Source organism: Paenibacillus sp. FSL M7-1455 (assembly GCF_038004655.1).
Lineage (GTDB): Bacteria > Bacillota > Bacilli > Paenibacillales > Paenibacillaceae > Paenibacillus_AQ > Paenibacillus_AQ cookii.
The window spans coordinates 5,991,974-6,017,484 of the sequence record NZ_JBBORO010000001.1 but is presented as its reverse complement, the minus strand read 5'-3'; the positions used below and the strand labels follow the sequence as shown (position 1 = coordinate 6,017,484).

25 protein-coding genes are annotated in these 25,511 nt (G+C 51.8%); 20 read left to right on the top strand and 5 right to left on the bottom strand.

All coding sequences use genetic code 11. The features are described 5' to 3' along the window. The first annotated feature begins 290 nt into the window (after positions 1 to 290). The 15 genes from NYE48_RS27405 to NYE48_RS27335 all read left to right on the top strand — a co-directional run bounded on the left by NYE48_RS27405 (position 291) and on the right by NYE48_RS27335 (position 17,344). Positions 291 to 1,307 carry an LCP family protein gene (locus NYE48_RS27405; protein WP_036710684.1) on the top strand — a complete coding sequence of 339 codons (1,017 nt, stop codon included), beginning with the start codon at positions 291 to 293 and terminating at the stop codon, positions 1,305 to 1,307. 182 nt (positions 1,308 to 1,489) lie between these two features. Continuing rightward, complete coding sequence (locus NYE48_RS27400; protein WP_036710681.1) at positions 1,490 to 1,915, top strand: CBS domain-containing protein; 426 nt, start codon at positions 1,490 to 1,492, stop codon at positions 1,913 to 1,915. Positions 1,916 to 2,231: 316 nt separating this feature from the next. Beyond that, the gene (locus tag NYE48_RS27395; protein WP_036710678.1) at positions 2,232 to 2,534 is read left to right on the top strand and encodes a MazG-like family protein; all 303 of its coding nucleotides are present in this window, start codon (positions 2,232 to 2,234) and stop codon (positions 2,532 to 2,534) included. Positions 2,535 to 2,545: 11 nt separating this feature from the next. Further along, the gene (locus NYE48_RS27390) at positions 2,546 to 3,457 is read left to right on the top strand and encodes a DUF2232 domain-containing protein (protein ID WP_341000741.1); all 912 of its coding nucleotides are present in this window, start codon (positions 2,546 to 2,548) and stop codon (positions 3,455 to 3,457) included. A 10-nt stretch (positions 3,458 to 3,467) separates the two neighbouring features. Beyond that, a complete protein-coding gene (locus tag NYE48_RS27385; RefSeq protein WP_036710675.1) occupies positions 3,468 to 5,480 on the top strand; it encodes a DHH family phosphoesterase in 2,013 nt (670 codons plus the stop codon). Next, positions 5,477 to 5,920 carry a 50S ribosomal protein L9 gene (rplI, locus tag NYE48_RS27380; protein WP_036710672.1) on the top strand — a complete coding sequence of 148 codons (444 nt, stop codon included), beginning with the start codon at positions 5,477 to 5,479 and terminating at the stop codon, positions 5,918 to 5,920. Before NYE48_RS27385 ends, rplI begins: the two co-directional genes overlap by 4 nt. A 1-nt stretch (position 5,921) precedes the next feature. Further along, positions 5,922 to 7,283: a replicative DNA helicase gene (dnaB, locus tag NYE48_RS27375; protein WP_212952685.1), complete on the top strand. Its 1,362-nt coding sequence runs from the start codon at positions 5,922 to 5,924 to the stop codon at positions 7,281 to 7,283. Between the two features lie 361 nt (positions 7,284 to 7,644). After that, entirely contained in the window at positions 7,645 to 8,928 is a 1,284-nt protein-coding gene (locus tag NYE48_RS27370) for an adenylosuccinate synthase (RefSeq protein ID WP_341000560.1), read from the top strand. Positions 8,929 to 9,179: 251 nt separating this feature from the next. Next, complete coding sequence (locus NYE48_RS27365) at positions 9,180 to 9,857, top strand: hypothetical protein (protein WP_341000559.1); 678 nt, start codon at positions 9,180 to 9,182, stop codon at positions 9,855 to 9,857. Positions 9,858 to 10,021: 164 nt separating this feature from the next. After that, positions 10,022 to 11,572 carry a peptidoglycan DD-metalloendopeptidase family protein gene (locus NYE48_RS27360; protein ID WP_341000558.1) on the top strand — a complete coding sequence of 517 codons (1,551 nt, stop codon included), beginning with the start codon at positions 10,022 to 10,024 and terminating at the stop codon, positions 11,570 to 11,572. 219 nt (positions 11,573 to 11,791) lie between these two features. Beyond that, on the top strand, positions 11,792 to 12,523 hold the full coding sequence (yycF, locus tag NYE48_RS27355) for a response regulator YycF (protein WP_341000557.1): 732 nt from the start codon (positions 11,792 to 11,794) through the stop codon (positions 12,521 to 12,523). Then, positions 12,524 to 14,350: a cell wall metabolism sensor histidine kinase WalK gene (gene walK, locus NYE48_RS27350; protein ID WP_212952689.1), complete on the top strand. Its 1,827-nt coding sequence runs from the start codon at positions 12,524 to 12,526 to the stop codon at positions 14,348 to 14,350. Next, entirely contained in the window at positions 14,347 to 15,624 is a 1,278-nt protein-coding gene (locus NYE48_RS27345) for a YycH family regulatory protein (protein WP_212952691.1), read from the top strand. The genes walK and NYE48_RS27345 overlap by 4 nt, the downstream gene beginning before the upstream one ends. Before the next feature lie 110 nt (positions 15,625 to 15,734). Continuing rightward, the gene (yycI, locus tag NYE48_RS27340; RefSeq protein WP_341000556.1) at positions 15,735 to 16,532 is read left to right on the top strand and encodes a two-component system regulatory protein YycI; all 798 of its coding nucleotides are present in this window, start codon (positions 15,735 to 15,737) and stop codon (positions 16,530 to 16,532) included. Between the two features lie 5 nt (positions 16,533 to 16,537). Then, the gene (locus NYE48_RS27335; protein WP_036710646.1) at positions 16,538 to 17,344 is read left to right on the top strand and encodes an MBL fold metallo-hydrolase; all 807 of its coding nucleotides are present in this window, start codon (positions 16,538 to 16,540) and stop codon (positions 17,342 to 17,344) included. On the opposite strand, the gene NYE48_RS27330 is transcribed toward NYE48_RS27335, so the two are convergent. Continuing rightward, a complete protein-coding gene (locus NYE48_RS27330; RefSeq protein WP_036710643.1) occupies positions 17,313 to 17,522 on the bottom strand; it encodes a hypothetical protein in 210 nt (69 codons plus the stop codon). The two genes, NYE48_RS27335 and NYE48_RS27330, sit on opposite strands and share 32 nt — an antisense overlap. Before the next feature lie 728 nt (positions 17,523 to 18,250). Here NYE48_RS27330 and NYE48_RS27325 point away from each other — a divergent pair. The 4 genes from NYE48_RS27325 to NYE48_RS27310 all read left to right on the top strand — a co-directional run bounded on the left by NYE48_RS27325 (position 18,251) and on the right by NYE48_RS27310 (position 22,385). Further along, complete coding sequence (locus tag NYE48_RS27325; protein WP_212952693.1) at positions 18,251 to 19,495, top strand: S1C family serine protease; 1,245 nt, start codon at positions 18,251 to 18,253, stop codon at positions 19,493 to 19,495. A gap of 223 nt (positions 19,496 to 19,718) precedes the next feature. Next, entirely contained in the window at positions 19,719 to 19,886 is a 168-nt protein-coding gene (locus NYE48_RS27320; protein WP_081992415.1) for a CxxH/CxxC protein, read from the top strand. Positions 19,887 to 20,016: 130 nt separating this feature from the next. Continuing rightward, entirely contained in the window at positions 20,017 to 20,496 is a 480-nt protein-coding gene (gene rlmH / locus NYE48_RS27315; RefSeq protein ID WP_339325256.1) for a 23S rRNA (pseudouridine(1915)-N(3))-methyltransferase RlmH, read from the top strand. 101 nt (positions 20,497 to 20,597) lie between these two features. Further along, entirely contained in the window at positions 20,598 to 22,385 is a 1,788-nt protein-coding gene (locus tag NYE48_RS27310; RefSeq protein ID WP_341000555.1) for a GmrSD restriction endonuclease domain-containing protein, read from the top strand. Positions 22,386 to 22,692: 307 nt separating this feature from the next. Here NYE48_RS27310 and NYE48_RS27305 read toward each other — a convergent pair whose 3' ends face one another. The 3 genes from NYE48_RS27305 to NYE48_RS27295 all read right to left on the bottom strand — a co-directional run bounded on the left by NYE48_RS27305 (position 22,693) and on the right by NYE48_RS27295 (position 24,192). After that, positions 22,693 to 23,550: a recombinase zinc beta ribbon domain-containing protein gene (locus tag NYE48_RS27305; RefSeq protein ID WP_445324090.1), complete on the bottom strand. Its 858-nt coding sequence runs from the start codon at positions 23,548 to 23,550 to the stop codon at positions 22,693 to 22,695. 46 nt (positions 23,551 to 23,596) lie between these two features. After that, positions 23,597 to 23,839 (bottom strand): recombinase family protein, encoded by a 243-nt coding sequence (locus NYE48_RS27300; RefSeq protein ID WP_341000554.1) that lies wholly within the window; start codon positions 23,837 to 23,839, stop codon positions 23,597 to 23,599. A gap of 230 nt (positions 23,840 to 24,069) precedes the next feature. After that, on the bottom strand, positions 24,070 to 24,192 hold the full coding sequence (locus tag NYE48_RS27295) for a hypothetical protein (RefSeq protein WP_341000553.1): 123 nt from the start codon (positions 24,190 to 24,192) through the stop codon (positions 24,070 to 24,072). A gap of 50 nt (positions 24,193 to 24,242) precedes the next feature. On the opposite strand from NYE48_RS27295, the gene NYE48_RS27290 reads away from it, so the two are divergent. Then, positions 24,243 to 24,809, top strand: coding sequence for a hypothetical protein (locus NYE48_RS27290; RefSeq protein ID WP_341000552.1), 567 nt, complete (start codon positions 24,243 to 24,245; stop codon positions 24,807 to 24,809). 322 nt (positions 24,810 to 25,131) lie between these two features. Here NYE48_RS27290 and NYE48_RS27285 read toward each other — a convergent pair whose 3' ends face one another. Beyond that, positions 25,132 to 25,467: a hypothetical protein gene (locus NYE48_RS27285; RefSeq protein ID WP_341000551.1), complete on the bottom strand. Its 336-nt coding sequence runs from the start codon at positions 25,465 to 25,467 to the stop codon at positions 25,132 to 25,134. Positions 25,468 to 25,511 lie beyond the last annotated feature (44 nt).

Here is a 25,511-nt window from a genome sequence, read left to right as displayed (position 1 = left end):
CACAGCCGCTGCATCCGGATATTGCAAGAAAAACAACGTTTAAAGGCGGTCTGTCTTCTGTGAAAGTACGTCGATAGACGTTTTTCTTATGAATCGACACCGTTCTGCGGTTTCTTTTTGCAAAAATACCGTTTACAATGTTAATGTCGTTTATCTTTGCCTAAACGGATCGCCCTTTCATCGAAATGCGTCATTCTTCCGGGATCCGTTTAAATAGGAAAGGAGGCTGGAAGGTTCCCGTTTTTGTTTGAGTTAGGACTTTTTATTCTAATCAAAGAAGGAATCATTGAATGAAAAAGAGAACAAAAATATATATATCCATTGCCGTGATCATTCTTCTGGTTGCGGGGGGCTCTTATGTGTTCCGCAAGCAGCTCGCGGTGATGGCCTTTGATTTATTTCTGTCCAAACAGGTGGAGAGCTCGCTCCAGAAATCGTATCAGCCGCTGGAGTCGAGGGACAACGGGCCGACCAAACCGGCCGAACCGGTCGTGTATCAGAATAAGCCTTTTTCGGTCCTGCTGCTTGGTTCCGACCAGCGCAAGGACGAACCGGCGCGTTCGGATACGCTGATTTATGCCGTCGTGCGCCCGAAGGATTCGAAAGTGCTGCTGATCTCCATCCCAAGGGATACGTACACCGAGATCATCGGCAAAGGGAAGAAGGATAAGATTACGCATGCATACGCGTTCGGCGGACAGCAAATGTCCAAGGATACCGTCGAGGCGTTCCTCGATCACGAGGTGGACTATTACGCTACGATCAATTTCCAAGGTTTGAAGGATGCCGTCAATGCGCTTGGCGGGGTGGAGCTGCCGATCAAAAAGGATATCGTGAACAAAGGCCGCGACCATGAGAAATTCACCATTAAAGCCAACAAACCGATTTATGACGGCGAGGAAGCTTTGAATTATGTGCGCTACCGGGAGGACAGCGATTTTAATCGCACGAAGCGGCAGCAGGTGTTTTTGGATGCGGTAGCGAACCGGATGCTGCGCCTGAATCAAATTTCCAAAATTCCCGAGCTGCTCGACATTATGGGCGACAACTTCCAGACGGATATGCAGCCCAAATTCATCATCGATCTGGCCAAACAAATTTTGACCGGATCGGAAGCCCAGTTTACAAGCTATACGATCATGGGCGAAGGCATGAAAATTAACGGAATATATTACGACAAGCCGATCCCCAAAGACGTGGACAAAGCGAAAGCGCTCATCGACAGTTGGGAAAATCCCGACACGCCTTCCGACCAGCTGATGCTGCCGGACGATGACACGACGAAAGAGGACGGCACGGCAAAATGAGAACAGCCTCTTCAGGGCGTTCCCTCGCAAGATAAAATGCAGCAAAGGTCATGTACCCTTTTGAATAAAATCGGCAGCCACAGGTGCGGCTGCTGATTTTGTGTCCTCCTGAAACGATCGCAGGGTTACGCCGTAAGAAGACGAGGGAAGCTGGAAGAAGCTGCAGAGGAGGATGATCCGATATGAACATCGCGTTTTTTCTGCTGCCTAAACAGGAAGTGGTTACGGTAACGACGGACTCGACGTTGAGGCAAACCCTCGAAAAAATGGAATACCACAGGTACACGGCGGTGCCGATTCTGGGCAAGGACGGAACTTACGCCGGAACGGTGACCGAAGGCGATCTGCTGTGGCATATGAAAAACTCGGGCGGGAAAATCAATTTCGAGAATGCGTCCAAGTATCTGCTGAAGGACGTACCGCTTAAAATGAACAACAAACCGGTGTCGATCGACGCGAATATGGAAGACTTGATCAATTTGGCCAAAGTGCAGAACTTCGTGCCGGTCGTGGACGACATGAACCGCTTTATCGGGATCGTCCGCAGAAGCCAGATTATCGAATACTGCGAACGATTTGTGTCCAAAGAATCAGTCAATTCGATATAAGTTTTCGTTTTAGGAAATCATATTTACGTTTTACCGCGCTCAAGACGTTCGATTTTTGCAAAAGCTGCGATTACCTTAGAGCCAAAAGGCATAGAATGAGAAAAAGACCTGCTTTTGATGAAGACGATTCGGGCAGGTCTTTTTGACAATATCAGAAAACGGCAGGATGGAGTTTTTTGGTTTAAGGCATCACATGGCGGCGGGATTTTACCGTTCGTTGCGGACGCAAGGGACCGAGGGACCGTTTTTCGTGGGCGGGACTCTTTTATGCTATAATGGAGAATAAAGCTTTTTCAGGGAGTGTGAGCTTCAGAATATGCCTAAAGATTTGGATGTAGCCAAGCGCGCCAAGGTGATCGAATGGCTTAAAACCGAAGTAGTGGACCACGTATCGAGGCTGTTCAAGGCATTGTGGGAAGGCAGCACGACCCGGGTTGGCGACAGTCTTGCAAGTTTGATCATGAGCTCTTACATATTGGCCCGCAGGCTGGGGATGTCATACCGTGACCTGGATGATCTTTTGATCGATAAATTAAAGAAACACAAACAGGAAGGCCACCAGCTAGAGGACTGGTACCAGGATATTTCCGCGCTCGAAGAACATATGCGTAAGAGGTGAAGACATTGAAAATGCGCTGGACATCGGTAGTATGGAGCGTCGTATATCTGCTTCTGCTGCTTTCCTTGCTTTCTCCTTTGTCCATCGTGACGGTGTTTTTTTTGGTTTTGCCGGCCACGATTCTGTTTGCAACGCTAAATACGAGATCTTTTTTGCTTCATGTACTCCCGGTATGGCTGATCGCCTTCATCGTTCATCCGGTGAATTTGCTCTTGGCCGTATATTTTGTCATACCCGCGCTCGTCATGGGCTGGGCTTACAAGAAAAAAAGGCCCGCGCTGCGAACGCTGATGTCCGGAGCCGGCACGATTTTGGCCGAAATGCTGATACTGCTGCTGATCGGCACCGTGTTTTTGCATTTCGACCTGTCCAGCTATGTGCATGATATCGTAAAAATGACGATGTCGCCGCTGAAGGACGTCGGCGGAAACAATCCGCTGGTGACCGACATGATGTGGACGCCCGAACAAATGCAGATGGTGAGCGACGCCACCATGCAAATGATTCCTTTTGCCATGATCGTCAGCTCCTTTATGATGGCCGTCATCACGCATGCGCTGGCGCGGCCGATCATCGAAAGCACGGCGTTCCATGTTCCTAAGCTGAAGCCTGCGCGGGAATGGATGCTGCCGCGGTCCTTGATTTGGTATTATTTGATCGGAGTCATCATTGAAGTGTTCGCCCGCCGCGCAGACAGTCCGTTTCTGACGATGATCGCAGCGAATCTGGTGCCGCTCCTGCACATCTGTTTCATGATTCAAGCCATCGGTTTTTTCTATTACTTGGGGCATACGAAAAAATGGCACCCGATCGTGCCGCTGCTTATTGCGATTCCGATCCTTCTGTTTCCGCCGATGCGGATCATCGGGATTTTGGACTTGGCATTTCCGCTGCGTCAATTTATGACTAAATCAAAACGTTAGGGTGGGAGTCATGCCTAAATTTCTACAACAGCGCTGGCACGGCTATTATACCGTATGGGCGTTTATGCTGATGCTGCTTTTGGTCATTATCGTGACCCGGTACAATTGGCCGCTTGGAATCATAAGCCTCATTCTTGTGGCGGCGTTATGCTACCTGTTGCTGAAGGCGGAAATGCGGTACAGAAAAAACCTGCTGGAATACATCAACGGCTTGTCCTTTCGCGTCAAAAGGGTCGAGGGCGAAGCGATCAGCGCCCTGCCGTTCGGGATCGTGCTATACGGCGAGGATAAGACGGTCGAATGGAACAACCGTTACGTGTGCAAAATTTTCGGCCAAAAAACGTTGGTCGGCGATTCGCTGCAGGAGCTGTTTCCCTCGCTGACGCCGATGCTGAACGACAAGAAGGAAGGCCATAAGGACGGGCATCGGGACGCTGCCAAGGACGGGAAGCAGATCCACACCGAGATCAAAATCGGGGAATCGCATTTTCATTTGATGCTGAATCCGGAAGAACGTTTGATCTACTTGTACGACATTACCGATATGGTGGTGCTGCGCGAGAAATACGAGGCCGAGAAGCTGGCGATCGGCATCATCATGATGGATAATCTCGATGAAGCCGCCCAAGGGATGGATGACCAGCAGCGAACCTCTTTGATCGCGCGGGTGACGACGGAAATTACGGAATGGGCGAGACAATACGGGGTATACCTGCGGCGGTTGTCATCGGACCGGTATTTGATGATGCTGAATTATCAATCGCTGCAGGAGCTGGAAAAAAGCCGGTTTGTTATTTTGGACGAAGTCAGGGAAATGACCGCGGAACTGAAGGTGCCGATGACGCTCTCCATCGGGCTCGGATTCGGTGCGGAAAGCATCAACGAGTTAGGGGAACTGGCGCAATCCTCGCTGGATATGGCGCTTGGGCGCGGGGGCGACCAGGCGGCGGTCAAGGCGGGGCAGCGGCTGTCCTTCTATGGAGGCAAGTCCAATGCCGTCGAGAAGCGCACCCGGGTACGGGCCAGGGTTATCGCCCATGCGCTGCGCGATTTGATGCAGGAAAGCGACAAGGTTATTATTATGGGACACAAAATGCCGGACATGGACGTCATCGGCGCTTCCATCGGCGTGCTTAAGGCTGCCCAAATGTACAACGTCGAGGCTTACGTCGTCCTGCCCGGAAGAAATCCGTCCATTGACCGGATGATGGATCAGGTTCAAAAGGACGAAAAGCTGTTCGAGCGGTTCATTTCGCCGGAGCAGGCGCTGGCTCTTCTGAGCCCGCACAGCTTGCTCGTCATCGTGGATACCCATAAGGCTTCCATGACGATGGAGCCGAAGCTCGTGCAAAATGCAAGCCGGATCGTCGTCGTGGACCATCACCGCCGGGGCGAGGAGTTCATCAACGATGCGGTGCTGGTCTACATGGAGCCGTACGCGTCGTCCGCATCGGAGCTGGTGACCGAGCTGTTGCAATATATCCACGAAAAAATCCAGCTCACGCCGATGGAGGCCACGATGCTGCTGGCCGGCATCACGGTCGACACGAAGCATTTTGCGCTCCATACCGGATCGCGCACGTTCGAGGCGGCAGGGTTCCTCCGCCGCAGCGGCGCCGACACGATCCAAATCCAGCGGATGCTGAAAGAAGATTTACAGGAATATCTGGCAAAGTCAGAAATCATCAAGCATGCTAAAATGGTATATGATCATATCGCTCTTGCCGTGACCGAACCGGGGACCGTCATTCCGCAGCTGCTCATCGCCCAAGCTGCGGATACGCTGCTCAATATGACGGATGTGGTCGCATCGTTCGTGATCAGCGAACGGCCTGACGGCTTGATCAGCATTAGCGCACGTTCGCTTGGCCGGATGAACGTCCAGGTCGTGATGGAAAGGCTTGGCGGCGGCGGTCATTTGACCAATGCGGCCGTCCAATTGAAGGGAACCGTGGAGGAGGCCGAGCAGAAGCTGCTTGAGGTTCTTTCGCAAATTGAGGAGAAAGAGGGGTTGTTCGAATGAAAGTCATTTTTCTGCAAGACGTTAAGGGTCAAGGTAAAAAAGGCCAAATCAAGGACGTATCCGAGGGATACGCAAGCAATTTCCTGCTGCCGCGCGGATTGGCGCGCCCGGCGACGGAAGGCAACATGAAGACGCTCGAAAACCAGAATGCGGCTGAGCAAAGACGCAAGGAGCAGGAAAAAATCGAAGCGCAGGAGCTTGGCAAAAAGCTTGAAGAGATGACCGTGCAGCTGAAGGCCAAAGCCGGCGAAGGCGGCCGCCTGTTCGGCGCCATTACGAGCAAGCAAATTGCCGAAGCGCTGGCTGCTTCGGGCATCAAAATCGACAAACGGAAAATCGAACTCGAAGAGCCGATCCGCCACCTGGGCGTTACGCAGATGACCGTCAAGCTGCACCCTGAAGTGAAAGTGACGCTGAAGGTTCAGGTTACGGAGGAATAAGATGGGCGGAGAGCTCTTTTTCGACCGGATTCCCCCGCAGAATCTGGAGGCGGAGCAGGCGGTTCTAGGGGCCATTCTGCTGCAGAGCGAAGCGATGATCACCGCGATGGAGCGGGTGCAGCCGGAGGATTTCTATGACGCGTCACATCAGCTGATTTATGAGGCGATGATCCAGCTCGGAGAAGAGAATCAGCCAATCGATCTGGTTACACTGACTTCACGGCTGCAGGACAAAGGCCAACTGGAGGATGTGGGCGGCGTCAGCTATTTGGCCAAGCTTGCCCATGCGGTGCCGACGGCAGCCAACGTGGAGTATTACGCGCAGATTATCGAAGAAAAATCGATGCTGCGCCGTTTGATCCGCACCGCTACGCAAATCGTAAGCGAAGGATACAGCGGCGGAGAAGACGTGGCCGGCATGCTCAGCGACGCGGAGCGCCGGATTCTGGAGATCTCCAACCGCCGGACCGGCAGCGGCTTCGTCGCCATCCGCGACGTGCTGATGGAAGTGTTCGACCGCGTGGAGGTTTTGAACCAGCAAGGCGGTACCACGACCGGCATCCCGACCGGCTTTGTCGATTTGGACAAGATGACGAACGGATTCCAGCGTTCGGACCTTATCATTGTGGCGGCGCGTCCTTCCGTGGGGAAGACGGCGTTTGCCCTGAACATCGCCCAAAACGTTGCCGTCCGGGCCAAAGAAACCGTAGCGATATTCAGTTTGGAGATGTCCGCGCCGCAGCTGGTCAACCGTATGATTTGCGCCGAGGCCAACCTGGATGCCAACCTGATGCGTACAGGCGATTTCAAAACGGACGAGGATTGGGCCAAGCTGACGATGGGAATTGCATCGCTGGCCGAAGCGGAAATCTACATCGATGATACGCCCGGCGTGACGGTGGCGGATATTCGTTCGAAATGCCGGCGGCTGAAGAAGGAAAAAGGCCTCGGCATGATCGTTATCGACTATTTGCAGCTCATCCAGGGACGCGGCAAACCCGGCGAAAACCGGCAGCAGGAGGTATCGGAAATATCCCGTACCCTGAAGCAAATCGCCCGCGAGCTGAGCGTGCCGGTCATCGCCTTGTCCCAGCTGAGCCGGGGCGTCGAGCAGCGTCAGGACAAACGTCCGATGATGTCCGACCTTCGGGAATCGGGTTCGATCGAGCAGGATGCCGATATCGTTGCCTTCCTTTACCGCGACGATTATTACAATCAGGAGACGGAAAAGAAGAACATCATCGAAATCATCATCGCCAAGCAGCGTAACGGTCCGGTCGGCACGGTGGAGCTGGTCTTTTTGAAAAACTTCAATAAATTCGTCAATTACGAGCGCAACCATGCCGAGCCATTCGCCATGTAGCCGCTTGATTCTATACAACGGATTCCCCGTTTTCGGGGGTTCATGCAACACGATTGCACTTATGGATCGATATCATTTCCATTTCCGAACAATCGTACATCTCCATGTGCGATTGTTCGTTTTTTATTTGACTTTAAAAATGGGGACTGTTACACTGGTAATGCTGCTTTGCTTTGGGAATCGATCCTCTTATGGTTCGAGTCCGTTAACACGGGGTTCAACCGGCCAAGCGGCTTATGAACATTGTTTATTCATGCAATTACACAAGCGAAAAACGTGCATAGAGTTGGGGTTTTTCGCGCACAATGCATAGGAATTATTAAAACGAGGTGCGCCATACGCACTAAGCGGGGGAATGAAAATGTCAACAGTAGTCGTTGTGGGGACACAATGGGGAGACGAAGGCAAAGGAAAAATCACGGACTTTCTCGCGGAAAGCGCCGATGTGGTTGCCCGTTATCAGGGCGGAAACAATGCCGGACATACCATTCTGATTGACGGTAAAAAATATAAGCTGAGCTTGATTCCATCCGGCGTGTTTTACTCCGACAAGACCTGCGTCATCGGAAACGGCATGGTGATCAATCCGGCTGCACTCATTGAAGAAATCAATTACATTCACGATAACGGATTTACAACGGATAATCTGGTCATCAGCGACCGCGCGCATGTCATTATGCCGTACCATCTGGTATTGGACGGACTGGAAGAAGACCGCAAAGGCCCGAACAAAATAGGGACGACCCGGAAAGGGATCGGTCCTTGCTACATGGATAAGGCTGCCCGGAACGGCATTCGGATCGCGGATTTGATGGATGCCGAAGAATTCGAGCTGAAGCTGCGTCACCTGATGAAAGAGAAAAACCAAATCATTCAGCAAGTGTACGGCGCCGAGCCGCTGGACGTGGAAGAAGTGCTGAAGCAGTATCTGGAGTATGCGGAAGTCATCCGCAAATACGTGACCGACACTTCGGTCGTGCTGAACGACGCGATCGACGAAAACCGCAAAGTGCTGTTCGAAGGCGCGCAAGGCGTTATGCTTGACATCGACCAAGGAACGTACCCGTACGTCACCTCCTCGAACCCTTCGGCCGGCGGCGTCTGCATCGGTTCCGGCGTAGGCCCTTCGAGAATCAACCAGGTCATCGGGGTAGCCAAGTCTTACACGACCCGTGTCGGCGACGGTCCGTTCCCGACGGAGCTGAACGATGAAATCGGCGATTTCATCCGGGAAAAAGGCCATGAATACGGCACCGTAACCGGACGCCCTCGCCGCGTCGGCTGGTTCGACAGCGTCGTGGTGCGCCATGCCCGCCGCGTTAGCGGTTTGACCGGATTGTCTTTGAACTCGCTGGACGTATTGACCGGTCTGGACGCCGTTAAAATCTGCACCGGATACAAATACCGCGGCGAAGTGATCACGCATTACCCTGCAAGCCTGAAAATGCTGGCGGAATGCGAAGCGGTGTACGAAGAAATGCCGGGTTGGCACGAGGATATTTCCGAAGCGAAAACGCTCGAGGATCTTCCTGAAACGACCCGCAATTACGTTCAACGCGTGTCCGAGTTGACCGGCATTCCGATCGCCATCTTCTCCGTGGGACGCAACCGCAGCCAAACGAATCAAATTTTGCCAATCTATTAATCATCATCGCAAGCAGTAAGCTTCGGTCCGGATCGTTCAGTCGACCGCTGCTGCTTATCGTTACAAATCGAGCCCGCTTGCCGGAAAATTCCGGCGAGCGGGCTTTTTTTCTTGCCCGAATGGGTTAAAAGCGGCCGCAACCCGTCAATACTTCTAGTAAACAGGATTTTGCAAATCTCTTTCATAGATTGATGCCGATCTTTCTATACGCTGCAATCATCCTAGCATGTTTTAAAAGGAGGAAGACTTGCATGAAATTGACGCGGTGGCTGGTCAAAACGGTATTGACGGTGCTTTTGATCAGCGGTTTGACCATCATGACGACCGGACTGATCGTCAACAGTTATGTGCAATCGCTGTTGTCCAGTTTCAATATTACGCTGGAAGGGCCATCTTTTGGTTTCGGCAGCATGATGAAAGGGTTGTTCGGTTTGAGTGGCGGAGGCGGGGAGGACAAGAAAGCGGATCAGGAGGAAGCCGCCAAAACGCCGGAAGAACCCGACGGGAAGTCACCAACGGACGATAACGATTCGGCATCCGGAGAAACAGACGGATCGGAATCCGGCGGCGTCAGCGGCAGCGACGGTACGGGGGAAGGCGCAGCGGAGCAAGAGAAAGCGCCGGATAACGCGTTCCCGGTCATGGGCCAGGATCTCCCCGGGGATACCGGAACGGGAAGCGCATCGACCCAGGCAGAGGAGCAGAGCGGCACGGATGGCCTGCAAAAGAAGCGCGAGCTCACCGGAAGCGAAAAAGAGCAAATATTCAACATGCTGATCACCAAGCTGCCCCCGGCGGAGCTTCAAAAAATTTCGGGCGCCATGGAGGACGGACTGACCGAAGACGAATCGAAGGCGATTGAAGCGTCGATCTCCCGGTATTTGAACGCCGAGGAATACAATGCGTTGAAACCAATGTTGGAGCCGTGAAGCCCGCATCCCAAGCGGGTTTTTTTGCTAATTCCGTAAAGTTGAATTGTTAACGGAGCTTATGTTAAAGTATACGAGGGCGTAAAAAGGTGTCAAAATTTTAACCTTTTTGTTGTTGGATTATATTCCAGCCCACCGATACGCAAAGCATAAGGGAGAGTAAAATGAAAGGTTCTAACGATTATCGCCAGACGGAAGGAACGCAGGCAGAGGCAACACCGACGGTGCAGGTTTTCAGGCACCAAGAACATGACATCAGCCATTCTAGCCCTGTAGCGCCGAAACGGCAGCGGTGGAGTACCGCCCGCAAATGGATCATAGGAACGGCGGGAGCGGCGATCGTGATTGCCGGCCTCGTTTTTGCAGGCAATCAGTACGTCGATGCCAAAACCGTCCCTTACTATCATGTCTACATACATGGGGAAGAAATCGGAACGATTGACGATCCGGCACGTCTTGAACAACTATACGACCAGAAACGGCAGGAATATCAGAATAAATATCCGGATGTGGCGATGAAGCTGCATACCGACGGGATTACGACGAAGCTGGAGAAAGGCTTTAAGGCGGAACCGAACACGCGGGAAACGCTGGACAAGCTGGGCGGGAAGCTGAAGGCTTACGCGGAAGGCGTCGAGCTGAAAGTGGACGGCAAGGTCGTCGGCATCGTGAAGGACCAGGCGACGGTGAATGCCGCGGTGGAAAAAGCGAAGCAGAAATTCGTGCCGCAAACGAAGGCTGCCCAAGCGGGCGGCGCGGCGGTGAAAAAGCTGGCAGCCGGCGGCAAGGCCGTGCCTCAAAAAACGGCGGCCGGGCCTGCCGTAAAGTCGGTGCGGATCGAAGAGAAGATCACTTCGGCTCCGGTGGAGGCCGATCCGAATAAAATACTCACGGCCGAGGAAGCGGCCAAGCTGCTCACGACGGGCCAGGACGCTCCGCTTGTGTACACGGTGCAGGAAGGCGACACGATCAGCTCGATCGCCGAAGAATTCCACGTGAGCCAAAAGGAGATTTTCGCGAACAATCCGCAGGTGAAGGAAAAATACATGCAGATCGGCGACCAGCTGAAGCTGACCGTGCCGAAGCCGCCTCTGACGGTGACGACGGTGGAAAAGGTATCCGAACAGGTGGCCACGGCCCCGGATATCGAAATCCGCAAGTCCAAGGACCTTCCGGCAGGGAAAAGCAAGGTGGTTCGCCCCGGCCAGGAAGGGCTCAAGGTCATGAACTACGTCGTGACGAAACAAAACGGCAAAGTCGTGGACGAGCAGTGGGTCGGACAGACGGTGATCAAACCTTCGCTCAAGGAGGTCGTGCTGCAAGGAACGAAGGTTCCCGGCAAGGGCACGGGGCGGTTCGCATTGCCGGTCAGCAGCGCCAGCATTTCCAGCTCTTACGGCTCGCGTTGGGGCCGGATGCATAAAGGCATCGATATCGTGTCCGGCAACCGGACCATCAAGGCGGCCGACGACGGCACCGTCACGTTTACCGGGCAGATCAGCGGTTACGGCAATGCGATCATCATCAGCCACGGCAACGGATATGAAACGCTGTACGGGCATCTGAGAAGCATTTCGACGCATACCGGGGCGCGCGTGGACCAAGGGGATCCCATCGGCATCATGGGCAGCACCGGCCATTCGACCGGCACCCATTTGCATTTTGAAATCCATAAAAACGGCTCCATTCAAAATCCGATGAAGTATTTGAACTAATTCGTTAGTCATACGGCTTCCGTTTAAGCAATCATTCAACGAATATCGCAACATCCAAGGTTCGCAAATACATGGCACGGCCTCTTCCGGGAGGCGGTGCCTTTTCGCTTCGAGGGAGGCTGCCCAGGAATTGCCGCTTGAACGGGATGTGACGCGAAGCCAGGTATGGTAAAATGGGAAAAGGACTGTACAAGCTTTGATGAACGGGGTGAAAGGCGAATGCAGGGAACCATTTTGGTGGTGGATGACGAACAGCCCATTGCCGATATTTTGAAGTTTAATTTGGAAAAAGAGGGCTATGAGGTCATTTGCACTTTTGACGGTGTCAGCGCGGTTGAAATGGCCTTGTCGACAAAACCGGACCTGATGCTGCTCGATTTGATGCTGCCGGGCAAAGACGGGATGGACGTCTGCCGCGAGGTGCGCGCGCAGGGGCTCCACATGCCGATCATCATGCTTACGGCAAAGGACGGCGAGATCGACAAGGTGCTGGGCCTTGAGATGGGGGCGGACGATTACGTCACGAAACCGTTCAGCACGCGCGAGCTGCTGGCCCGCGTGAAGGCGCAGATGCGGCGCCAGACGAAGACGCAGGGGACCGAAACGGCGGCCGTGGCGGCGCTGGAGACGAAGCGGGGCATTCAGCTGTTTGACCTTTTTATAGATACGGACATGTATTTGGTATATAAGGACGGCGAGGCGCTCGATTTGACGCACCGGGAATACGAACTGGTGTATTATCTGGTGAAAAACGCCGGGAAAGTGATGACGAGGGAGCACTTGCTCCAGGCGGTGTGGGGCTTTGAATATTTCGGGGACGTCCGGACGGTGGACGTCACGATTCGGAGGCTGCGCGAAAAAATCGAGGAAAACCCGAGCAAGCCGGAGTATATTTTGACGCGCCGCGGTCTCGGTTACATGATGCGAAGTCCCAAAAGCGGAGGCCTGTAAATGAAGTGGACCTCCTTTTTCCGCACCATTCAGGCGAAGCTGATCATTATTTATGTGCTGCTCATCCTGATCGCCATGCAGCTGATTGGCGTTTATTTCGTGAGTGCCATGAAAAACTCGCTAACCCGGAATTTCACCCAAGATTTGCAGGAAAGAGCCGAGCTCTTGTCTGTGCTGGCTGCGGAGAAACTGGAGAGCGCCGCCGATACGGGCGAGAATAATTCCGTCGAAACCCTGGGGCCGATCGTGACGAACCTGTTCAATATGGACGGGGCGGAAATCCAGGTGCTGGACGCAAGCGGAAAAGTATTGATCACGTCCAACCAGTCGCATATGGACATCGTCGGCCGCAAAAACACCCAAACGGTGGTGAGCCGTGCCCTTCAAGGCAGCAAGGACAACGAGGAATACGTCATCGACGAGGACAACGTCCGCAAGAAGGTCGTCGCCAAACCGCTGATCAACAAGGGGAAAATCATCGGCGCGGTCTATATCGTCGCTTCGATGAAAGAGCTGTACACGACGATGGGGCGGGTCAACAACATCTTCATTTCGGGCATCCTGCTGGCGCTCGGGCTGACGGCGGTGCTTGGCGTCATTTTGGCGCATACCATCACGCACCCGATCAAGGAAATGACGCGGCATGCCACGGCGGTCGCCGAAGGCAAATTCGACCTCAAGATGCCGGTCTTCGGCAACGATGAAATCGGGCAGTTGAGCGAAGCTTTTAACTATATGACGACCCGCCTCCGGGAAGCGCTGCTGGTCAATGAAGAGGAGAAAGAGAAGCTGGCCTCCATCCTGACCAACATGAGCGACGGCGTGATCGCGACGGATGAAGCGGGGCGCATCATTCTGATGAACCGCCGCGCGGCGGCCATTTTGAACGTGGATGAAGAGGAAGTGTCCGGCTCCGCCATCGCCGAGGTGCTCGGGCTGAGCGAGGAACAGACGCAGATGTTCACGGAGGGGACGTACGTGACGATGCTGCTGCAAATGAGCCAGGAGGCGGACCGGTCTTATATGATCCGGGTGACCTTTACCCCGATCCACCGCCGGGAGGTCGGCATTACGGGGACGATCGCCGTGCTGCAGGACGTTACCGAGCAGGAAAAGCTCGAGGCGTCGCGGCGCGAATTCGTGGCGAACGTATCGCATGAGCTGCGGACGCCGCTGACGACGATCAAAAGCTATACCGAAGCGCTGGATGACGGCGCGCTGGACGATCCGCCGCTGGCTTCGCGGTTCGTGGGAGTCATTCAGAACGAAACCGGCCGGATGATCCGGCTTGTGACCGATTTGCTCCACCTGTCCCGGCTGGACAGCAAGGAAGCCCTCATGCGCAAGCAGCCGACCGATGTGCTGGAGATGCTGGAGGACGTGGCGGACCGCTTCTCCTTCCAGATGCAGCAGAAGGATATCGGCTCCGAGGTCAAGGCGGGGGCCGGGCTTCCGAAAGCGCTGTGCGACCGCGACCAGATCGACCAGGTGCTGGATAATCTGGTGTCCAATGCGCTGAAATACACGCAGCCCGGCGGAAGCATCACGATGGGGGCCGTGCAAGCGCCCGGGGGCATGCTGGCCATCGCCGTGCAGGATACGGGGATCGGCATTCCGAAGAAGGATCTGGACCGGATCTTCGAGCGCTTTTACCGGGTGGACAAGGCCCGCTCCCGCAGCATGGGCGGCACCGGTCTCGGTTTGTCCATTGCCAGGGAGATCGTCATGGCGCACGGCGGCACCATTTCGATTCAATCCGAGCTTGGGCAGGGCACGAAAGTGACGTTTACGCTGCCGCCGGCGGAAGACGAGGGGGTGGCGTCATGAAGGAACGGTTGAAATCGCTCCTCCTGCTGCTGCTCGTCGCGGGCAGCCTGGTGCAGAGCTATTATCTCATCTACCGGCTTCCGGGAAGCGATACGGCCGCCAAAGCGACCAATACCTATATCAAGACGGATAACATGGGCCCGCAGCAGCGGATCGAAAACATGGTGTATCCGGACAAGATGCTCATCCATATGGGCGAAGGCAAGCATACCGTTTTTTATCCGAATTCGACGTTTTATAAATTGATCTACGCGCGCCTCAAGGGGCGCAGCTTCGAAAATTTCCAGCGGGAATCCGTGGAAAACGTGGACTGGAACAAAATCAGGACCGAACATCCCGGCATCGAGCTGACCTTCGGCGCGGGAATTCCCGTATCGCTGCTCGAACGCGTGATGCAGATTCAGCCCGATTCGCTGTTTGGGGCGGAGCGCATCAACCGGATTTGGATCTACAACGCGCCAAGCGAATCGAAGACTCACGCGCTCTTTTTCAGCACCCAAGGGGACGTGATGTACGAAGCGGCCAAGGTCGATTTGACCGTCCAGGACGTGCAGCAGCACGTGGATTTCGGCAAGAACTGGATTCCGTACTCGATGCAAAACGGCGGGGCTTATTACGTGCCGGAAAAGCCGCTCGACGTCGTGGAGGCGGATCTGGAGATCGGATCGTATACGGTGGCGCAAATGCAGCAGAGCCTCTTTTTCGACCCGGGCATCACCCGGTACATTCGGGAGAAGGACGGCTCGGAGATCTATACTGATTCGAAACGCAGCCTGCAGGTGCGCCAGGAGCAAAAATGGATGAGCTACACCGATCCGGCCGCGCCCCCTGCGGGGGAAAGCAGCGACAGCAAGGATATGTTGGCCGCCGTGGACTTCGTGAATGAGCATGGGGGCTGGAACGGCGAATACCGCGTGGATTTGTCCAGCGTCGGCGTCGGGCAGAACCAGGTCGCGTTCCAGCAGTATTTCGGCTCCTACCCCGTCTTGGATACGCCTGGCTTCCATTACGGCAAAATGAAGCTGGACCTGCAGCAGGGCAACGTGTCCACCTATGAGCGGTCGTTGATTTACATGAAGCCCGGGCAATCGAAGCAGGTGAAGAAGCTTCCGGCCGGAAACGGCTTAAAGCCGATGCTGCTTGCCATCAGCAAGGATTCGCCGATCGAAGATCTGTACCCGGCCTATTTGCCCAAGCTGGATGAAGGAAAGCTGAAACTGGCCCCGGTCTGGGCGGTGAAGCTGGCCAACGGGCAAATCCGTACCATCCGATAGAGAAACGCAAGATCCGGGTTGGCGGCGGGACCGGCCGGCGGATGAACCGCTGGCGGGCCTGCGAAGCGGCCGCTGAACAAGCTTCATAAACGATTCAAGGAGGCGAAGCGATGGATTGGGGACGGGCCAAAAACGTGCTGATATACGCTTTTTTGCTGTTGAACCTGGTGCTGGGGTACCAGCTGTGGATCGACATGCGCGAGCAGGCGGACACCAGTCTGGATTTCGCCTCCTTATCGGAGAGCACGCAAAAGGTGATGAAGGAAAAGTCGATCCAGCTGCTGTGCCAAATTCCGAGCATGACGCCGCAGCTGCCGAAAATTACGTACCAATACGTCAACGGGGACAGCGTCGGGCGGCAGGTTACGCTTGGGGAGCATATCGAAAGCCAGCTGATTTTCAAAGAACGGGAGCTGGTCAATGCCTTGAAGCAATCGATTCCGGACATCGCGAACTATCAGTATGACCCGCAGGCCAGCGAATACGCGACCAAAAGCGAGCTCGAACGCATCCAGGAAGCCGGAGCGGCCGGCCGGTTCGTCATGCATACGCTTGTGGACCACAAATGGCCGCTGTTTAACGATCAGCTGGAGCTGTATTACAGTGAGCAACGGATCATCTCCTACCGTCAGTCGTCGGTTGAAATCACCGCGGTGGACGATGAAGAGCACCAAAAAATGATGCCTGCGAGCAACGCGCTGAAAACGCTGGTCGAGCGGCATCTTCCGCCGGGATCGGCGATCAAGGACATACAGCTTGGATATTACGGGCAAGTATACAATTCGGAAAGCCAGGTAGCCGCCCCGTCGTGGCGGTTCACATTGGAAAGCGGGGATATGTATTACGTTCAGGGCATCAGCGGAGATGTCACTGTGACCAGTCCGAAGACCGAGAAAGAAAGGGAGTAACGGGAATGGGGATATCTTTTACAGTGTTGTCCAGCGGGTCGACGGGGAACGCAACGATCGTCAGAAACGAAGAAACGACGCTGATGATCGATGCGGGCCTGAGCGCCAAACGGATTGACGAGCTTATGAAGGAGCGGGACGTGACGGGAGAGGAGATCGACGGAATTCTGGTCACCCACGAACATTCCGACCATATCAAAGGCCTCGGCGCCGTGGCGCGGAAATACGACCTGCCGATTTATGCGAATGAGAAAACATGGGAAGCGATGGAGAAGTCCATCGGCAAAATCGCGGAGGAAAACCGGGTCGTCCTGGGCACCGGCGAGGTTCGCGACTTCGGCACGCTGCGGGTGGAATCGTTCGGGATTTCGCATGATGCGGCCGAGCCGGTAGGATACTGCTTTTACGACGGAAACGAAAAATTGAGCGTGGCGACCGACCTCGGCTACATGAGCGACAAGGTCAAGCAGGCCATCAGCGATTCGAACGTGCTTGTGCTTGAATCGAACCATGACATCGAGATGCTGCGGATGGGCCGGTATCCGTGGAACATCAAGCGCCGCATATTGGGCGACATGGGGCATTTGTCCAACGAGGACGCAGGGGAAGCCTTAAGCGAGCTGCTGACCGGCGACCTGAAGCGAACGTACCTGGCCCATCTCAGCCGCGACCATAACATGATGGATTTGGCCAAAATGACGGTGCGCGACAGCATGGAGGAACGCGGCTGCTTTTATAAAGACAGCGAGTTCAAATTATGCGATACGTATTACGACCGCCCTACACCGTGGGATAAGGTGAGTGAACCATAAACTGGTCGAGCTCCGCCGCTTTTTTCTCCACCTCTTCGCGGGTGAGGATGCCCTTGTCGATCAGCAGCTCGATGATGGTGCTTAAGGCAAGGGTATTGCGGTAATGCTCTTCTTTCAAATCCCCAAGCTTGGCCATCAACTGCACGTAGTCCATGCCGGACGGAAACCGCTCTATCATCTGTTCTTCCTCCTTATATCGTTTTATCGTTTTGAAGACGCCTGGATCGCTAATACTGTTTTTTCCAAATACAGGCGAATCGATTCCACAAATCACCAGCAGCCGATTTCGATTTCAATTGGGACCTAAAGCCCCCTTGTGGTACAATGATTAGTACCTGAAAAACCTGAAATGCCTTGCTGTGCGTGGGCTTATGGCGTTCGACCCCCAACCCTTATTTTGGCAGGAGCATCGCGTTTTTTGCCGCGGGAATGCCATCATGTTCAGGTATGCTGTGAGTATAAGAGGTGCATTCTCTTTTATTCTAGTAGCCCGCCGTCCGAATTATTCCTATTTTCAAAGAGAAGGTTTGCAAAACGGCCCATTTTCCATAAAAATTTCCTGATTTTCTGCTTGAAGGCGCATTTTTAGGGTGATAGAAAAATAAAGGGCCGACGAAACGAAACCTTTATGGCCATCGGTTAGTTTAAGATATATGGGAGCCTAACTTTCAAGAACATGCAGCCTTGTATCCCGAGACAATATTGGCTTAAAACGGCCTGTTTGCTTTGTAGGCCCTTTGCTCGGAAATATTTTCCGAATGGAGACTTTTGCACTACAGAAAAAACGGCGCCGAAGAGGTAATCTTTAGGTATAGGACATCGGATGGATTACATACCTATATGGGTATTGGAGAAAGGCGGCAGAAACGGAATTTAGGCGCTTGATAACGAAGGGGAGAGGATCTCATGGGGCTGTTTCAAGATGATTTTTATTCAACCAAAGTGACGAAACGCAGACGTGTATTCGGCCGTGTTCGCAAGGCACGGGAAATTTGGCCGAGATCCAGGAGCAGCCGCGGGCTGTCGACGCTTCAGATCGCAACGATCAGTTCGGTTATCAGTGCGTTCGTGGCCGTGCTGCTGTTCAGCATGATTACGGGTCTGCCTGCCTCCGGGAAGGCGCCGCATGCGGTCGCCGCCCTGAATTCCAAGCAGGTGGACAGCGCCGCCGATCCCTATGAAAGACTGGTTCAGGCTGCGGCCAAGGTGCGTCCGACCGTCGTGAGCATCGTGAATTACAAGGACGATAAAAAGGATAAAAGTCTGGAAGAGTCGGCCTTAGGATCGGGCGTCATTTTCAAAAAAGACAAGGGGCAGGCCTTCATCATAACGAACAACCACGTCATCGAAGGCGCGCAGGAGCTCGAGGCGGTGACGGTCAATGGGGAGATGAAAAAGGCGAAGCTTGTCGGGGCCGATAAAGTGAACGATATCGCGATCCTTGCCGTAGACGATAAAAACATTAGCGAAGTGGCCGAAATGGGCGACTCGCGGAAGCTGCGGCTCGGGGAGACGGTGCTGGCCATCGGCAATCCGCTGGGGCTGGGCGATACGCTGACCTCCGGCATCGTAAGCTACACGAACCGCGTGGTGCCGGTGTCGCTGAACCAGGACGGCGTATACGACTGGGAGCAGGAGGTCATCCAGACCGACGCGGCCATCAACGAAGGCAACAGCGGCGGGGCGCTCGTGGATCTGAACGGAAAAGTGATCGGGATCAACACGATGAAAATCGCGGATACCGGGGTAGAGGGCTTGGGATTCGCGATCCCGGTGGATCAAGTGATGAAGACGGTCGACGAGCTGATGACGCACGGAAAAATTGCCCGTCCGTATATCGGCATTTATTCGATGGACCTGAACAACTCCTATGCTCCTTTGGAGGAAGACCAGCTCAAAGAGCTGAAGCTGCCAAGCGGCGTCAAAGAAGGCGTCGTGGTGCTGGATGCGATCGGACCGGCGCAGGAGGCCGGACTCCGGCTGAATGACGTCATCGTAAAATTCAACGATACGCCGATCCCGACGACGCTGGAAATGAAAAAATTCCTGTACGACAAAGTCAAAATCGGCGACACCGTGAAGGTCACGTTTTATCGCGACGGAAAAGAGCAGACAACCAACGTGAAGCTGGCGGAAAAGCCGGATCAATAAAACGCATTGGAGCCAAAATAAGAAAGGGAACAGCGGCATGCGACGATGCTTGCGGTTCCCTTTGCGGGCAGGCAGAAGTTTCCCCCGCCGCAGGCCCGTCCGTGGTATAATCAAAAGAAAGCTCTGGGAAAACCGGGCGCGCATACGCCTGATGAAGGGCTAAAGTCAGTAAAACTAGGGCAGGATCACAACCTTGTGTAGCGCTGGAAGGGATGCTTTCGATATGTACGTAGTATGCAAAGAACATTTGGAACTTGCCATCGACATGTTCGTGGACGAATACGAGGATGCTCCGGACATCGTGGATTTGAAGGAAACGGAATTTTCCGACTGGGATCCGCCGGTGCAGTGTGCGCATTGCGAGCAGGAGGGCAAGTTTCTGGTGGTCTGACATAAGTGAAAAAGCGAAAGAGGAGCGTGGGAGCACGCTCCTTTTTGCACGTTTAGCCTTAGAAAATGAAAGCAGGCAGCGCCTGCCATAATAAATACATAACCCATGTATGAGGGATGGAGGATTCTTCATGTTGATTCAAATCATTGGCGTCGGCAAATTGAAGGAAAAGTATTTGGTGCAGGGCATCCAGGAATACGCCAAGCGGCTGACCCCGTACATCAAATTCCAAGTGATCGAGGTCGCGGACGAAAAAGCGCCGGACACCTTAAGCGAAGCGGAGGTATCCATCGTGAAGGAGCGCGAGGGCGAACGCATCCTCGCGCAGGTGAAGGAGAGCGCGCACGTGATCGCGCTCGCCATCGGCGGCCAGCTCTGGAGCTCGGAGGAGCTGGCCGCCGAACTCGACCGGCTCGGCACCTACGGGACGAGCCATGTCGTGTTCGTGATCGGAGGGAGCCACGGGCTCTCCGATCAGGTGCTGCGCCGCGCCCAGCAGCGCTTGAGCTTCGGGCGCATGACGCTACCGCACCAGCTCATGCGCCTGGTGCTGGTGGAGCAGATTTATCGCGCGGTGAAGATCAATCGGGGGGAACCTTATCATAAGTGACAGCAACGGTTTTGATGTGCGGTTGAAAGACTCATTTCATAGTAGTATATTTTTACTAAATCCAGTGTGGAAAAAATACAGAAAGAAAGAGAGAGTAAAATATGAACATTGTTCCAAGAGGCATGAGTGTAATGGAATTTTACAGATTATACAGGACAAACAGGTTAGTAGTAAACAGAAAATACCAGAGAAAACTTGTTTGGACTAAGGCAGAAAAAGAAGCATTAATAGATAGTGTTATTTCACAGTATCCCATTCCTTTGATCTTATTAGCGGAAGTTAAGTTAGAAGAGGATGGTCCGACAGTTTTTGAAATTATTGATGGAATGCAGAGATTAAATGCACTATTTAGTTTTATTGAAAATCAAACAAGTTTAAATGGTAAGTTTTTTGATGTTTCATCCCATCCACTTGCCAATACTCTTTCCACAGAAGGAATATTTAAACCTATTGATAGAGAAGGGACCCAGTTTATTGATCCTGCGACTGGTGCCTCATTTCTAGAATACCAGTTACCAGTATCAACCTTTCAAGGGACGGAGAGAAATATTAATGAAGTCTTTGGAAGAATTAATTCAAATGGTAAACATCTATCTCCCCAAGAAGTAAGACAAGCGGGAAGCACAGGTATTTTCTCAAACCTTGTTAGAGAACTCGGTGCAGAAATACGTGGAGATGTATCACGTGATATTTTACCATTTACAGAGATGCCGGAAATTAGTATTGAGACAAGGGTTACTCCTATGGGTTATGGTGTTTCCGCGGAGGAAACCTTTTGGTGTAAACATGGAATCTTGAGAACGACTCAATTGCGTGACAGTGAAGATGAACAATTAATAGCTGATTTTGTGCTATCTATTGCACTGAAAGAGCCATTTGCATCAAGCAAAGAAAATTTCGATTTGTATTATGGTAAGGGAGATAATGATAAGAAGAGGCAGGAAATTGAATCCGCTATAATAGCCTATGGTGCTGAAAATTTAAAACATGATATTAAACTTGTATTTGATACTATTCATACAACTGTAACAGCTATTTCAGAAGAAAGGTTTTTCCTGAAATCTATACTTAACCCCAATGCAGGGAGCAACCCGGTAAAGGAACCTTTCTATACACTTTATATGGCCTGGTTCCATTTAATGGTGAATGAGGGAAAAGTGCCGCACGATTTTGCTCAAATAATAAGCAGCATAGACAACCTTGCTTCAAAGATTACCAGTGGCTCACACCATATTGTTTCAGAGAATCGTGTAAGAAACATAAATTCAACAATCGGCTTAATCCAGACATACTTTATTGATTCAAAAAGTCCAATAAGAAGCACGGGAACATTAGCATTGGATTTTGAGAATTATTTAAGACGATCGAAAGTTGAGGCACCATTCTACGACTTTAAGCAAGGATTCTATACTCTAAATTCTGGAGTTCGTCGATTTGACGAAGAAGCGTTCGAGAAAGTTATGCACAATATTGCAGCCTTGGCTAATCTAGGTAGAGGGAAGAAGGGTTATTTGTTCATTGGTGTTACTGATAGAGAGGAACATACGATACGAGTAGAGGAACTTGATAGGATTAAAGTTCCGCGGGTTGGCGATTTTGGTGTACCTGGATTGGAGCGTGAAGCAATTATTAGAAATGTATCCTTAGATCAGTATGTGACCTTTATTACAGAAAAAATATCTGCATCAAAGCTTCCTGCTACGTTAAAGGCGAATGTTACATCAAGTATTATTCCAATTAATTATAAAAATCACACCGTATTGATGGTGGAGGTTGTTTGTGGAGAACGCCCAACATGGTATAACGAGAATGAGATGTATATTAGGGATGGAAGCAATTGTAAAAGATTAACTGGTGGACAAATAGATACGGTATATTCTAGGTTTTAAACCAAACCCTAGCCCCTTTAAAGGGGCTATTTATATTTTATGAGACTTGCCGTACAGACAATGCGGAGTCGTCTGCTTTACTGGACTCCACGGACATCTTTGAACTGATAATGCAGAAGTGATGGGCTGAGTTTGTATTGTGTTAGTCGAGGCTTAGAAGTTCTACGGAACTCAGTGGGACAAGAGCATGCCCGATGATGGCAGTATGAAAGAGCCGATCCAGTGGCAGTTCGAAGTTGCCGAGGGCAAAGAGGAATAATGAAGGCATGCCCGGTCGTGCAAGACATGCCCATTAGTCACAGACCCATTACAGAGCCAGATTTTGTTCACATATACCGTGTTCTTCGTTCATGAGCAATTGCTGACTTTTAAGTCGTAGCTCAATCCGGTCGATTTTTCTATCGTTAGTAATCGTTATTTGCCTTATTAGCGTGTGCACAATTTGCTTACGCTTCTCATGGCTTATGTTCTCGAAGATAGTGCCGAAGGAAGCTAACAGTCCTCTAACCGCCTCGGACGATACAGGGGCAGAACTATACAGGCTAATTTCTTTACGCAAGGTTGCTTGCCGCTGCTCTAATCGCTGCCCAATCTCTGATAGCTCATTGATCTTGGCTTTCAGTTCCTTCGGCTCCAACATGTCTTCTTCATAAAGCCTGTAGTATTTTTCCTTCTTACGTTCGATGTCAGCTATTTCTTTTTCAATCCGTTGTAGTTCCTGCTCCAGCGGCTTTTTATCGACTGTCCGTTTGCCGTTAATAGATGCTGTTAAGTCCTCGAGCTCTGCATAGTCGGCTCTGACGCTATTGGCACGACATACGGCGGTGCCTTTATTGGCAAATTGCCCGCATTGGTAATATGGCGTGTATTTGATCTCAACGGTCTTCTTACTCTTGCGCGTAGCCCGTTGAGCTACCATTCCGTGGCCACATACGGGGCAGCGCATAACACCAGTAAACGGAAAACTACCGTAATAGACCCTGGCCGGATGTTTGTTGGCATTGGCGTAGCGAGCCTGTACCTTGTCCCATAGTTCCTGAGTTATTATCGCTTTATGTTCTCCATCTGTGATGATCGGAGCGGGGTTCGTACCCTTTCGCCGCTTGGTATTCCAGTCCTGCTGCTTATTGAATCTGATCTTCCCGATATAGAGCGGATTGGACAGGATGCCTTTGATAGTCGTAACACTAAAAGCACCGCCTGTTTTGGTCTTATAGCCCGCCTGTTTTGGTCTTATAGCCCTGATGGTTTAGCTCATTGGTAATTGATTTGAACCCTTGCCCGCCAGCATATTTTTCAAATATCATCTTGACTACGGCGGCTTCATTTTCGACAAGTTCCAGATGAGTTTCTGTGCGCTTACGATGGTTACTGCCTTCAATCTCAACACTTTTGTAGCCTAGAACAGCACCACCGTTCCATTTCCCTTCGAGCGCTCTTTGTTTCATGCCCATTTTAACATTCTCAACTATTGTCTTACGCTCAATCTCCCCAAATGCTCCCATGATATAAAGGAGTGGGACCGAGCAATTCTATGCTACAGGGAATTGCGATGCTATGTACTTTCGCACCTCGACTATTTTTCGCCGATAGCCCCGTCAAGCTGAACCTTATCACAAGTGACGGCGAAATTAGGCCGTACTGCCAAAGTCACGTATTTAGTCGCAAAAGGTTCGGTACTGTATTAGAAGGATCCAAAGCGGCTGCCTGCGGCCACGCCTTTGGGGGATAGGCGTTCAATCTCGGCCAGATCGTCAGCTGTCAGCTTCACTTGTAGCGCGCCGAAGTTTTCTTGTAAACGTTCCAATCGTTTCGTTCCCGAATGGGAACGCATAAAAGAGGAAGAAGGGGCTTTAAATGATCTACAAATTTACAGAAGTGCTGAATGATCTGATAGACTATTTCATTCTCGGGGATATTCTGCTGCTGGAGAGCTGGAAACAGGCCAATCATCATTCTGACAACTTAGCAATGGAATTTACAACAAACGAAAGCGGCGATCGTGCCGTGCTTGATGGTATCGTACTTCCAATGGCAGGGATTGAAAACTATCCCTATACAATTATATTTAATCTTTCTGGTAATACACCGGAATTGTTAAAATCAGATAGCCATTTACAATTTAGACGTGGTGGCTATTCGCTTAAAGTTGAGAACAACATACTGATGTTGTTTACTTGGCGAATACTAGAACAATTCACTAACGAAAGAGTCAACGCTTTACTTAATCATTACCGGCAATACAAAAAGCCGATGATCGAAATTGAAAACGGCTGGTACAGCATAGAAATATTGGGTGGGGAAACGTTGCAGGATTCATATTATGAACCCACATTTGAGTTTGTTTTACAAAAGACAGAAAGGAAGGGGCCAGCGGAATTTGACATCAATTTAGATTTTAAGATTGAAAGTTCCACTTACTAACAATAGAAATTTGCCAACCCTCGCATCGGTAAAGCATTTAAGGGACGATCTTCATAAGGTAGATATTATTCTGGAGATCTCCAAGTAAGGCGAAGCTTCTCCCGTCAATTGGTTCCTGAAAGGTTGGCCAATATGCACTGCGGCATGTTCCTTTCGCACTTTTCGCCGATAGACCCGTTAAGCTGAGCCGTATCATAAGTGACAGCGAAAAATTTTCAATAAAAAGAATGTAAAGGCCTGCAAGAGTGATAGAGAAAAGTGCTTTAGAGAGATATGCTTATCCCTCTAAAGCTGGACTTTACCTCGTCGACATAGATTCCTTTTATTCTGTGATTGCCTGTTCACGCGCTGATTCGCGTAGCTTAATTTCCTCCAACCCATAGTGTGTATAGCCGCCAGCACTGCCATTGGTGAGCTTGTGCTTCATTTCCATAGCCTTGATAGCCATAACAGGGCTAATCACTTCCATCTTGCTCAACGTGTCGAAGTCCTTCTGAATTACTTCGTTCAGTAGCTCCATGTCGTGCCTGATGCGCTTCGGGTTGTCTTGGTCTGCTAGTTCCTGATTAATCTTCACCTTGGTTTGAGCACGCTTCTCCTTGCGTTGCTGGTGTGCCTTTGTGTACGCCTTCTTCATCCCGTCAATCTTTCTCTCCATGCTCTCCTCATGAAGCTTGGACTGGAGCAGTTCCATCGTGAGTC

Excerpts from the sequence above, each read along its gene's own strand:
- NYE48_RS27405 (WP_036710684.1), top strand. The coding sequence starts at position 291 with ATGAAAAAGAGAACAAAAATATATATATCCATTGCCGTGATCATTCTT.
- NYE48_RS27400 (WP_036710681.1), top strand. The coding sequence starts at position 1,490 with ATGAACATCGCGTTTTTTCTGCTGCCTAAACAGGAAGTGGTTACGGTA.
- NYE48_RS27395 (WP_036710678.1), top strand. The coding sequence starts at position 2,232 with ATGCCTAAAGATTTGGATGTAGCCAAGCGCGCCAAGGTGATCGAATGG.
- NYE48_RS27390 (WP_341000741.1), top strand. The coding sequence starts at position 2,546 with ATGCGCTGGACATCGGTAGTATGGAGCGTCGTATATCTGCTTCTGCTG.
- NYE48_RS27385 (WP_036710675.1), top strand. The coding sequence starts at position 3,468 with ATGCCTAAATTTCTACAACAGCGCTGGCACGGCTATTATACCGTATGG.
- rplI (WP_036710672.1), top strand. The coding sequence starts at position 5,477 with ATGAAAGTCATTTTTCTGCAAGACGTTAAGGGTCAAGGTAAAAAAGGC.
- dnaB (WP_212952685.1), top strand. The coding sequence starts at position 5,922 with ATGGGCGGAGAGCTCTTTTTCGACCGGATTCCCCCGCAGAATCTGGAG.
- NYE48_RS27370 (WP_341000560.1), top strand. The coding sequence starts at position 7,645 with ATGTCAACAGTAGTCGTTGTGGGGACACAATGGGGAGACGAAGGCAAA.
- NYE48_RS27365 (WP_341000559.1), top strand. The coding sequence starts at position 9,180 with ATGAAATTGACGCGGTGGCTGGTCAAAACGGTATTGACGGTGCTTTTG.
- NYE48_RS27360 (WP_341000558.1), top strand. The coding sequence starts at position 10,022 with ATGAAAGGTTCTAACGATTATCGCCAGACGGAAGGAACGCAGGCAGAG.
- yycF (WP_341000557.1), top strand. The coding sequence starts at position 11,792 with ATGCAGGGAACCATTTTGGTGGTGGATGACGAACAGCCCATTGCCGAT.
- walK (WP_212952689.1), top strand. The coding sequence starts at position 12,524 with ATGAAGTGGACCTCCTTTTTCCGCACCATTCAGGCGAAGCTGATCATT.
- NYE48_RS27345 (WP_212952691.1), top strand. The coding sequence starts at position 14,347 with ATGAAGGAACGGTTGAAATCGCTCCTCCTGCTGCTGCTCGTCGCGGGC.
- yycI (WP_341000556.1), top strand. The coding sequence starts at position 15,735 with ATGGATTGGGGACGGGCCAAAAACGTGCTGATATACGCTTTTTTGCTG.
- NYE48_RS27335 (WP_036710646.1), top strand. The coding sequence starts at position 16,538 with ATGGGGATATCTTTTACAGTGTTGTCCAGCGGGTCGACGGGGAACGCA.
- NYE48_RS27330 (WP_036710643.1), bottom strand. The coding sequence starts at position 17,522 with ATGATAGAGCGGTTTCCGTCCGGCATGGACTACGTGCAGTTGATGGCC.
- NYE48_RS27325 (WP_212952693.1), top strand. The coding sequence starts at position 18,251 with ATGGGGCTGTTTCAAGATGATTTTTATTCAACCAAAGTGACGAAACGC.
- NYE48_RS27320 (WP_081992415.1), top strand. The coding sequence starts at position 19,719 with ATGTACGTAGTATGCAAAGAACATTTGGAACTTGCCATCGACATGTTC.
- rlmH (WP_339325256.1), top strand. The coding sequence starts at position 20,017 with ATGTTGATTCAAATCATTGGCGTCGGCAAATTGAAGGAAAAGTATTTG.
- NYE48_RS27310 (WP_341000555.1), top strand. The coding sequence starts at position 20,598 with ATGAACATTGTTCCAAGAGGCATGAGTGTAATGGAATTTTACAGATTA.
- NYE48_RS27300 (WP_341000554.1), bottom strand. The coding sequence starts at position 23,839 with ATGGGCATGAAACAAAGAGCGCTCGAAGGGAAATGGAACGGTGGTGCT.
- NYE48_RS27290 (WP_341000552.1), top strand. The coding sequence starts at position 24,243 with ATGATCTACAAATTTACAGAAGTGCTGAATGATCTGATAGACTATTTC.
- NYE48_RS27285 (WP_341000551.1), bottom strand. The coding sequence starts at position 25,467 with ATGGAGAGAAAGATTGACGGGATGAAGAAGGCGTACACAAAGGCACAC.